The organism is Microcystis sp. M_QC_C_20170808_M3Col (assembly GCF_007095505.1).
GTDB lineage: Bacteria > Cyanobacteriota > Cyanobacteriia > Cyanobacteriales > Microcystaceae > Microcystis.
Map to the genome: position 1 here is coordinate 1 of NZ_SFBY01000362.1, position 9827 is coordinate 9827.

Genomic DNA, 9827 nt, shown 5'->3' on the forward strand with positions numbered 1-9827 from the left:
TTGTGTGATAATTTTTGCTTATAGAATCGTGAAATGTTTACTGGGCAAGACTTTTAGGACTATTTTGTGGAAGAAACTATCAGTATAGACCTCGTTTCCACACAGAAACCAGAAGAGCCATAACTTCTCTACTATTGCTATTTTAAAGTGAAACGTATCAGAGGATACAGAAATCTCAGATCAAAAAAACAAAGATCGAAAAGCATTGACTACTCACAGATCAAGATAAATCCCTAGGTGTTTGGTCTTCTGAAATGATTGACCTATGTTCCTAGGATTTAGCGGTGGAAAGGACATAATTGCTCGGTAATTATTCTCAAAAGTAATGAATCGACCTACTAACTCAACAAAGTCAACGAATTAACGATGAAACGAATTGCTCGAAAATCTGGGGAACTTGTCGGTTTATTACCGAAAATTAACCCTGTCTGGTTAGCCTGTGTTCCTTTGTCCGCGATTATTTTTGTGGTTTGGAACACAGCCGTACAAGCCCAAGAGGCGAAACCCTTAACCCCCGAAGATGTCCAAAACGCCCTCAATACAATCTGGGTTTTAATTGCCTCCATCCTCGTGATCTTTATGAACGCAGGTTTTGCGATGCTAGAAACGGGATTCTGTCGCCAGAAAAACGCCGTTAACGTTCTCGCCAAAAACCTGATCGTTTTCGCCCTCTCCACCATATCATTTTGGGCGATCGGTTTCTCGCTGATGTTTGGGTCTGTCAGTAACGAATTTTTCGGTGCAGGAGGTTGGTTCCTCAGCAGTAGCGATCCTGCCACCTACGTCATGCCTGCCTCTTTGCCCACCTCGGTGTTCTTCCTGTTCCAAGTCGCTTTCGCGGGAACGGCAGCCACCATTGTATCTGGGGCAGTGGCAGAACGGATTAAATTCGTCGATTTCCTAGTTTTTAGCTTAATTATTGTCGGTATCATGTACCCGATCACTGGTCACTGGGTTTGGGGTGGCGGTTGGTTAGCCGACCTTGGTTTTAAAGACTTCGCCGGTTCGACGGTGGTTCACTCGGTGGGTGGTTGGTCTGCTTTAACTGGGGCGGCAATTCTCGGCCCGAGAATGGGTAAATACATTAACGGTCGCACCAGTGCCTTACCCGGCCATAACATGAGTATCGCAACCCTGGGTTGTTTAATTCTCTGGATTGGCTGGTTTGGTTTTAACCCCGGTTCTACTTTAGCGGTTAATGAAACTGTACCCTATATCGCTGTCACCACTAACCTCGCCGGGGCCGCGGGTGGCATTGCCGCTACCCTTACCGCTTGGTTCAAAGATGGTAAACCCGACCTTTCGATGATTATTAACGGTATTCTGGCCGGTTTAGTAGCCGTTACTGCCAGTTGTGATGGTGTATCCTATTGGTCGGCGGCAATCATCGGTTTAATCGCCGGCGTAGTCGTGGTTTACTCGGTGGGTTTCTTCGATAACCTGAAAATTGATGACCCGGTGGGTGCGACTTCCGTTCACCTCGTCTGTGGTGTGTTTGGAACTTTAGCCGTCGGTATCTTCAACAAAGATGCCGGTTTAATCACCGGTCAATTCCAACTGTTGATTAACCAAATTATCGGGATTGTAGCAGTAGGGGCATTTACCCTGATTGTTAGTGGTATTGTTTGGACAATCCTCAAGGCTACCCTCGGTATTCGTGTTACTCCCGAAGAAGAATTGGAAGGTCTGGATATAGGCGAACACGGCATGGAAGCCTATAGCGGTTTCGTCAAGGAGTCCGATATCGTCGCTGGTAGCTATTATGCTTCCAGTGTTGACATGGAAACGCCTAGCACTCGTTAGGTTAAACCTTGTAAAGATAGATTAATTGATACCCGACAAAGTTAAAGAGAAAAAGAAGAAGGCCTCGCCCCGATGCGATCAATGGCTATAATTGCCTTCTAAACCTTTTCTCTTTCGGTTTTTGTCTCTTTACGGACAGAAAAAATTAATCTTGCTACTAACCACCAACCGACAATGAAAAAGATCGTAGGAATAACCGTACTTTTGCTGGGACTGGGATTCAATGGCGGAGTTGCCCCAGTTTTTGCGGAAACCATCACCGCCGCTCCCCCCAATCCGATTAGTGCTGGGGATACAGCTTGGATGCTGATCTCCTCAGCTTTAGTTTTATTAATGACCCCCGGACTGGCCTTTTTTTATGGGGGTTTAGTACGTTCCCGTAACGTCCTCAACACCATGATGATGAGTTTGGTGGCCATGGGCGTCATCGGTGTAACTTGGGTGCTTTGGGGTTATAGTCTCGCTTTCGATGTCACCCCGGGTAAAAGTGGTTTTGGCGAAGGGATCGAAGCTTTTATCGGGGGACTAGATTGGATTTTTCTTAACGGTGTCACTGCGGCCACACCTGACAATATCGGTTATGCACCCACCGTTCCCCATCAAGTGTTTATGGTCTATCAGATGATGTTTGCGATCATCACCCCGGCTTTAATTTCGGGTGCGATCGTGGAACGGGTCAACTTTAAAGCCTATTTTTGGTTTTTACTGCTTTGGTCCACCTTTATCTATTCTCCCCTAGCTCACTGGGTTTGGGGTAAGGGTTGGTTGGCGGCCACTGGGGCGCTGGATTTCGCCGGTGGAACCGTTGTTCACATTAGTTCCGGGATTTCTGCACTGGTGGCCGCCTGGATGATCGGTCCGCGGCGTAGTTTTGGTGTCCAAGCCTATGCACCCCATAATGTGCCTTTTGTTCTCCTAGGTATCGGTTTACTCTGGTTCGGTTGGTTTGGTTTTAATGGTGGTAGCGCGCTTTCCTCTAGTTCCCTAGCCACGACAGCTTTTGTTAATACCACGATCGCCGCTTCGGCCGGTGGTTTGACATGGATGCTTATAGAATGGATTTTACGGGGTAAACCGACGGCGATCGGTATTGCTAGTGGATTTTTAGGGGGATTAGTGGGTATTACTCCCGCTGCCGGCTATGTGCTGCCGATCGGGGCGATTCTCATTGGTTCGATCACTGCCCTTAGCTGTTTTTTTGCGGTTAGTCTGCGGGCAAAATTGCGCTTTGATGACTCTTTGGATACCTATCCCGTCCATGGTGTGGGTGGAACGGTAGGGGCAATCCTTACGGGGGTTTTTGCGACTAAATCGGTTAATTCTTCGGGTAATGACGGTTTACTATTTGGCAACCCAGGCTTAGTCTGGACGCAATTTGTTGGCGTTGCTGCTACTTATATCTTTGCTGCCGTGGGTACTTTTGTCATCCTGAAAGTTCTCAGTTTATTCATGGATCTGCGGGTTAAACCGAATACGGAAGCAGAAGGGTTAGATGTGCCTCAACACGGAGAGGAAGCCTACGGACAGGAATTCGAGTTTGGTAACAGCCTTTCCTACCAAGAAAATCCTGGTGCCACAAATCCGCAAGAAAATTATTAGCGATTCCAATCAGCTATCAGTCCAGCTAACAGAAATGAAATTTCGTCCCTGTGAAACTGGGCTAAAAAATTCCGTTTTTGGTCGTCTTGTCTCTGTCACCGGGGATTGTGATCCTGTCCGTCGCTGGCAAAGAATGCTCGATCGTTATTGTCCAGAGATTCTCCAAGACCCAAAAACTCTCCGCCAAGGCCGCATGAGTAGCGATCGCTAGGGAGGATCAAGTTTTATCTAGATGGGCAAAACAGCAAAAAATTAGCGATTCTTACTGACAAGAATCAAGAAATTTGTAAGCCAGCTAACTCAGCAATTGTGTAGGTGGGTCTGCCTTTAACTTCCTCGTAAATTCTGCCGATATATTCTCCTAGTATTCCGATGCTAATTAGCTGTACAGAACCCAGAAAAAATATAGCGATCATAATCGTGGCAAAACCAGTGATCGGTGAGTTGGGCTGCTGTAAACGCCAATATAATACTAACAGAGCCATAATCAAAGATATCAGGGCAGAAAATAATCCTAGATAGGTAGCAAAACGTAAGGGGACACGAGAAAAAGATACTAGGCTATTAATAGCTAAAGATAATGATTTGCTAAAGGTATATTTTACTTCCCCGGCAAAGCGCGCATCCCGCTCAAATTTAACCGCAGTTTGTGGAAAGCCAATCCAAGCGCGCAACCCACGAATATAACGATTTCTTTCTGGGAGAGAATTTAATAGATCTACTACCTGACGATCCATTAAACAAAAGTCTCCTGTATCGGCGGGAATATCCACATCGGCTAGTCTTTTAAGCAAACGATAAAAGAGATAGGCCGTCAGTTTTTTAAACCAACTTTCTTGTTTTCTTTTGGTTCTTTGGGCATAAACTACTTGATACCCCTCTTGCCATTTTTCAATCATTTGGGGAATTAATTCGGGCGGATCTTGCAGGTCGGCATCCAAAACAATAATTACTTGTCCTCGGCAAAAATTAAGTCCAGCTGTCACCGCCGCTTGATGACCAAAATTGCGGGCGAAACTGATATAACACACTCGTGAATCAGCTTTGTGCAGTTCTCGCAGCAGTTTTAAGGAACTATCTTTACTACCATCATTTACTAGGATTAATTCTACCTCCCCATCTAAATTATTCATGATGGCACTCACCCGGCGATATAGTTCGGCAATAGTTTCTTCCTCGTTATAGATGGGGACAATCAGGGAATATTTTAGCATTTGCATAATAATATTTGATCGGTAATTGATTGAAAAATCTCACTCCTAACTGGGAGAATTATGCTGTCAATATCTTTACTTATTGAAGAAAATCCTCGATCGCCTGTCCCGTCTCTTCCGGTGCTTCTTCCGGTAAAAAATGACCACTGGCGATCGCCTGTCCAGTGACTTGATTAGCTCGCTGCTGCCAAAGAGCGATCACATCGTATTGACGCGCAATGAAACCTTTTTCTCCCCAAAGAACCAAGAGGGGGGAGGAAATTTTCCGGTCTAAATCCTGACGATCATGCTCTAAATCGATGGTAGCGGCAGCCCGATAATCGGCACAGGTGGCGGTTATTGTCCTCAAATCTCGAAAACAACGCTGATATTCCCCCAAAGCTTCCTCTGTAAAAGCGCTAAAATCTCGCCCCCAACTTTGCAAGCAATGTTGCAGATAATAATCGGGATTAGCGGCGATCAGGGTTTCAGGAAAAGGGGAAGGCTGAATCAAGAAAAACCAATGATAGTAGGCAGTAGCAAAAGTTTGATTGGTAGCCTCGTACATCGCCAGCGTTGGGGCTATATCGAGTAAAACGAGTTTTTTTACCTTTTCGGAAAAATCAAGGGCGAGACGGTGGGAAACTCGCGCCCCTCGATCGTGGCCGATCAGATAAAACTCCTGATAACCCAATTTTTCCATCAGCAACACCTGATCGAGGGCCATGACTCGCTTGCAATAATTGCTAGAATCCTCTAGGGGTAAGGGTTTATCGCTATCCCCGTAGCCGCGCAGATCCGTGGCGATAACCGTAAAATTGGCCCCTAATCGGGGGGCAATTTTATGCCACATTTGATGGGTTTGGGGATAACCATGGAGCAAAAGCAGCGGAAAACCGCGCCCACCTTTGATACCATTGATAGTAATGCCATTAACTTCTAGTTGAAATTTCCGAAAATTTGTCAGCATTTTTTTCCTGTCACCTTAGGGAAAGATAATTGCATCATCCGGCCAAAGTGACCCAATCAGTAAAGTTTTTTCACTATAGCCCCTCAAGCCGCTGCTTTTCTGGTAGATTAAAACCATTAGGTTGCTCAAAAACCAACGAGTTAAGCAGTAATTTGATTATGATCTCGATTATCTATTCCGATGAATTTCTCGATCACGATACAGGTATTTACCATCCCGAAAAAGCGGCGCGTTTAACGGCAATTGTCGGAGCTTTAAAACAAACAGAATGGCAGTCAAAATTAACATGGCATTTACCGACACCGATCGAAATTCGTGACGAAGTAATCCCTTTGATAAAACAAGTTCATAATCAAGATTATGTTGATAGATTGCGGCGAATTTGTCAACGGGGCGGTGGAAGATTGGATGCAGATACTCCCGTTTCTGCCCGTAGTTACGATGTGGCGTTACTAGCGGTTAGTGGCTGGTTAGATGGAGTCGATCGAGTCTTATCCACCGGCGATCCTGCCTTTATTTTAGCCCGTCCTCCCGGTCATCATGCCACTTCTAATTATGGCATGGGTTTCTGTCTGTTTTCTAATGCTGCTATTGCCGCCTATTATGCTTTAGAAAACAAAAGAGTGCAAAAAGTAGCGATTCTTGATTGGGACGTGCATCACGGCAATGGCACCCAGGATATAGTCGAAAATCATCCCCAGATTGCCTATTGTTCCCTCCATCAATTCCCCTTTTATCCCGGCACGGGAGAAGCGAGAGAAAAAGGGGAGTTTGATAATGTTTTGAATATTCCCTTACCGGCGGGAAGTACCATTAAAGATTATCAAGAACATTTTGAGGGGCAAGTCATACCTTTTCTGAAAAATTTTCAACCGGATTTAGTGATTGTTAGTGCTGGATATGATGCCAATCAAGCGGATCCTCTGGCGGGCATTTGTTTACAACCACAAGATTATGGAATTTTAACGAAATACCTCTTAACTCTCAATAAACCGCTGCTTTTTGGCTTAGAAGGCGGTTATGATTTAGAAGCTTTAGCGGCTTCCGTCGTCGCCACCTTAGAAGCTTTGCTCTGATCCTATTCCAGGTAATCGTTACATTTCTTTAAAAAGATTGGTAACAAAGCGATCGAATGCGGTAAGGTAAACGATCGATAGAAAAAACCCTTGACCTAGTTGCCTTTTAAGATTATGAACTCGCTTGCGCCACACCTAAAAGCCAAAGCCCTCAAACCCAATAGTCGTCGTCCTGCCAAAGAATTGTGTAGCGAGTGCGGACTTTGTGACACTTATTATATTCACTATGTTAAAGAAGCTTGTGCTTTTCTGAATCAACAAATCGCCGATTTAGAAGCAGAAGCACACGGCAAAAGTCGCGACTTAAATCAGGAAAATGATCTCTATTTTGGTGTTCATCAAGAGATGATGGCTGCCAAGAAAAAACAAGCCATCTCCGGGGCGCAATGGACAGGAATTGTCAGTACAATTGCCTGTGAAATGCTCGATCGTGGTTTGGTAGAAGGGGTGGTTTGTGTGCAGAATACCGCCGAGGATCGCTTTCAACCGCAACCGATTCTCGCCCGTACCACTGAAGAAATCCTTGCCGCTAAAGTTAATAAACCGACTCTTTCTCCCAATTTATCAGTCCTAGAAGAAATTGAAAAATCGGGCATGAAACGGTTATTAGTTATCGGAGTTGGTTGTCAAATTCAAGCCCTAAGAGCAGTAGAAAAAAAATTAGGCTTAGAAAAATTGTATGTCTTAGGAACTCCCTGCGTCGATAATGTCACCCGCTCAGGACTGCAAAAGTTTCTAGAAACTACCAGTCGTTCCCCAGAAACCGTGGTTCATTACGAATTTATGCAGGATTTTCGGGTACACTTTAAACACGAAGACGGCTCGATCGAAATGGTTCCCTTTTTTGGCTTAAAGACTAATAAATTAAAGGATGTTTTTGCCCCTTCCTGTATGACTTGTTTTGATTATGTTAACTCCCTTGCCGATTTAGTTGTGGGCTATATGGGCGCGCCTTTTGGCTGGCAATGGATTGTCGTTCGTAATGATACGGGCAAGGAAATGTTAGAGTTAGTTAAAGACCAATTAGATACCCAAGATGTTATGTCTAGTGGTGATAGAAAACCGGCGGTACAAAATAGCATTCCTGCCTACGACAAAGGTGTAACATTGCCGATGTGGGCGGCAAAAATGATGGGAGTAGTAATTGAAAAAATCGGGCCTAAAGGTTTAGAATACGCTCGCTTTTCCATCGATTCTCACTTTACCCGTAATTACCTTTATGTTAAACGTAATTATCCTGAAAAATTAGCGAACCATGTTCCTGAATATGCTAAAAAGATTGTGGAACAGTATAAATTGCCCGATTAATTATTCACTTACTTGGGCGGGGTAATAGAGAAAAATTGCCTCGCTTTCTTAACATTTTTAGCTGATTTGTACCTTTCTTGGGAATAATATAATACTAAATCCGTTGAGTATAGACTACTTATGATGACAGGCAAAAGGCAAGAGGCAAAAGGGTGAATAAATAATCAGTCTAAACTGTGATTGAAATGATTGAATGAATACTATGATTGTGTTGTATTTAGCCAACTTTTATCAATAATCAATCATAGTCCATCACATAATTATACCAACCACAGTCGATGATAGGTGGTGCGTTACGACGGATTGTTAGCTTCAAGTCAAAGCAGAAGTTTTTGCCGTCTAACGCACCCTAGGTTTTACTGGATTTTGTCAAAATTTCTCTTGACAAAAGCCTCTTGACATGATATTATATTCATAATGGAAAAGCCGTGCGCCTACAGACGCTCTTTTCAAGAATTTTCAAGGTCTAGCTTATTCGCCATAATGGGTTTTAGTACGATGAATATAGATTAACTTCTGTTCATCATCAGTCTAAACTGTGATTGAAATGATTAAATGAATACTATGATTGTGTTGTATGCTGACTTCATAAACCATTAATCAATGTCTCCCAAAACTTCCTCAAAAGAATAGGTTTGATTTTCATTAATTTGCTGTAAAGATAGTTGTAAGCTTTCTCTTAAATCGGGAATAGATAGTAATTCGATGGTTTCTTGTAAACTTTCATAGTTTTTTGGGGAAATCAAAATTACAGAATCCTCTTGATTCTCAATGGCATAAATTTTGTTATCTTCCGTAACCGATTTAATGAGACTTGGTAAATCGCTTTGAGCATCGGCGATTTTAACTTTTTTGATCATAATTAGGGTTTGCGGCAAAAAGTTTGTTGGTGGGGGTTGGGGGTTGGGGTGTGGGGTTTTACCCATTTTCAGGTGGTCAATTACCTAATTTTCAGGGAAAAAGTCCCTGAATTTTCCCCCCAATCACTCCAAGGGTCGGCACTTTTTGAAATCCTTTTTTGATGATGAAATAATGAAAATTATTGTAGGGATTTAACAATCTCTCCTAATCACAGTCCAGACAGCATCCTCCTATAATTATCCATAATTGTAGTTATCACTTATCACTTCAATCATAGTCCATCACATAATCAGTCTAAACTGTGATTGAAATGATTGAATGAATACTCTGATTGTGTTGTTCTGCACTGTCAGTCGGTAAAGTATCTAAAACTTTGTTGTTGCTGAAGGACACTATCATAAACGATGATCGATCCTAAATCCTGATTTGAAAAAATTTTCTCTTGACAAAGGCGACTTGACATGATAGTACATTCATAATGGAAAATCCGTGCGCCTACAAACCCTATTGGCGTTGCTGATTTGAGATATGAATCTTCTTTTGTGGGATTTTTAAAACCTAGACCCAAACTAACTTTTGGATGGGTGCAAGGTTGTCATTCATACCTTGATTCAGCAACGCCGAGTTTTTTTCTTACTTTGTAATCAAGAAAATGGTCTATATTTTCAGGTGAAATAGCCCGCTAATGCCAAAATATCTAGTAAGGAAAAAAAGCCAATACTCGACCAGGTTTTAGCGAATGGTTCTGCGCTCCTGATTGAAAGGGAGGCAAAGGTCTGTACGCAGGAGAATTAATCCTATTAAATAATCCAGAAATTACTGTTATAATTGAGGATAAAGAAAGTTATAATTTCTGGTTCTTCGTTACTTGGTATGGTTCAATAGGGTTGCATAAATCGACTAAATCCTTATCTGGCAAAAGATTTAATTAATTAGTTCGCTCTAGATCAAAAACAATTGACAAAAATTGCAGCAACGTCTGTCTCTATAAGGGTTTCATTCCTTATAACCTCCGTC

8 protein-coding genes are annotated in these 9827 nt (G+C 43.0%); 5 read left to right on the top strand and 3 right to left on the bottom strand.

Annotated features, from left to right (window positions below; all coding sequences use genetic code 11):
* Positions 1–366 precede the first annotated feature (366 nt).
* The 3 genes from EWV84_RS16540 to EWV84_RS16550 all read left to right on the top strand — a co-directional run bounded on the left by EWV84_RS16540 (position 367) and on the right by EWV84_RS16550 (position 3613).
* Complete coding sequence (locus tag EWV84_RS16540; protein ID WP_287078885.1) at positions 367–1803, top strand: ammonium transporter; 1437 nt, start codon at positions 367–369, stop codon at positions 1801–1803.
* A gap of 174 nt (positions 1804–1977) precedes the next feature.
* Positions 1978–3402, top strand: coding sequence for an ammonium transporter (locus tag EWV84_RS16545; protein WP_287078886.1), 1425 nt, complete (start codon positions 1978–1980; stop codon positions 3400–3402).
* 34 nt (positions 3403–3436) lie between these two features.
* A complete protein-coding gene (locus EWV84_RS16550; RefSeq protein WP_287078887.1) occupies positions 3437–3613 on the top strand; it encodes a hypothetical protein in 177 nt (58 codons plus the stop codon).
* Positions 3614–3677: 64 nt separating this feature from the next.
* On the opposite strand, the gene EWV84_RS16555 is transcribed toward EWV84_RS16550, so the two are convergent.
* Together EWV84_RS16555 and EWV84_RS16560 are read right to left on the bottom strand one after the other, a co-directional pair.
* Complete coding sequence (locus EWV84_RS16555; protein ID WP_061433408.1) at positions 3678–4616, bottom strand: glycosyltransferase family 2 protein; 939 nt, start codon at positions 4614–4616, stop codon at positions 3678–3680.
* Between the two features lie 79 nt (positions 4617–4695).
* Complete coding sequence (locus tag EWV84_RS16560) at positions 4696–5565, bottom strand: alpha/beta fold hydrolase (RefSeq protein ID WP_287078888.1); 870 nt, start codon at positions 5563–5565, stop codon at positions 4696–4698.
* A 158-nt stretch (positions 5566–5723) separates the two neighbouring features.
* Between EWV84_RS16560 and EWV84_RS16565 the strand changes: the two genes are divergently transcribed.
* Together EWV84_RS16565 and EWV84_RS16570 are read left to right on the top strand one after the other, a co-directional pair.
* Positions 5724–6641 carry a histone deacetylase family protein gene (locus EWV84_RS16565; protein WP_287078889.1) on the top strand — a complete coding sequence of 306 codons (918 nt, stop codon included), beginning with the start codon at positions 5724–5726 and terminating at the stop codon, positions 6639–6641.
* 114 nt (positions 6642–6755) lie between these two features.
* A complete protein-coding gene (locus EWV84_RS16570; protein ID WP_287078890.1) occupies positions 6756–7949 on the top strand; it encodes a Coenzyme F420 hydrogenase/dehydrogenase, beta subunit C-terminal domain in 1194 nt (397 codons plus the stop codon).
* 596 nt (positions 7950–8545) lie between these two features.
* On the opposite strand, the gene EWV84_RS16575 is transcribed toward EWV84_RS16570, so the two are convergent.
* A complete protein-coding gene (locus EWV84_RS16575; RefSeq protein WP_287078891.1) occupies positions 8546–8809 on the bottom strand; it encodes a type II toxin-antitoxin system Phd/YefM family antitoxin in 264 nt (87 codons plus the stop codon).
* Positions 8810–9827: the final 1018 nt, after the last annotated feature.

Bases quoted from the DNA above. Each gene is read 5' to 3' on its own strand.
- EWV84_RS16545 (WP_287078886.1), top strand. From the start codon at position 1,978: ATGAAAAAGATCGTAGGAATAACCGTACTTTTGCTGGGACTGGGATTC.
- EWV84_RS16560 (WP_287078888.1), bottom strand. From the start codon at position 5,565: ATGCTGACAAATTTTCGGAAATTTCAACTAGAAGTTAATGGCATTACT.
- EWV84_RS16575 (WP_287078891.1), bottom strand. From the start codon at position 8,809: ATGATCAAAAAAGTTAAAATCGCCGATGCTCAAAGCGATTTACCAAGT.
- EWV84_RS16550 (WP_287078887.1), top strand. From the start codon at position 3,437: ATGAAATTTCGTCCCTGTGAAACTGGGCTAAAAAATTCCGTTTTTGGT.
- EWV84_RS16540 (WP_287078885.1), top strand. From the start codon at position 367: ATGAAACGAATTGCTCGAAAATCTGGGGAACTTGTCGGTTTATTACCG.
- EWV84_RS16555 (WP_061433408.1), bottom strand. From the start codon at position 4,616: ATGCTAAAATATTCCCTGATTGTCCCCATCTATAACGAGGAAGAAACT.
- EWV84_RS16570 (WP_287078890.1), top strand. From the start codon at position 6,756: ATGAACTCGCTTGCGCCACACCTAAAAGCCAAAGCCCTCAAACCCAAT.
- EWV84_RS16565 (WP_287078889.1), top strand. From the start codon at position 5,724: ATGATCTCGATTATCTATTCCGATGAATTTCTCGATCACGATACAGGT.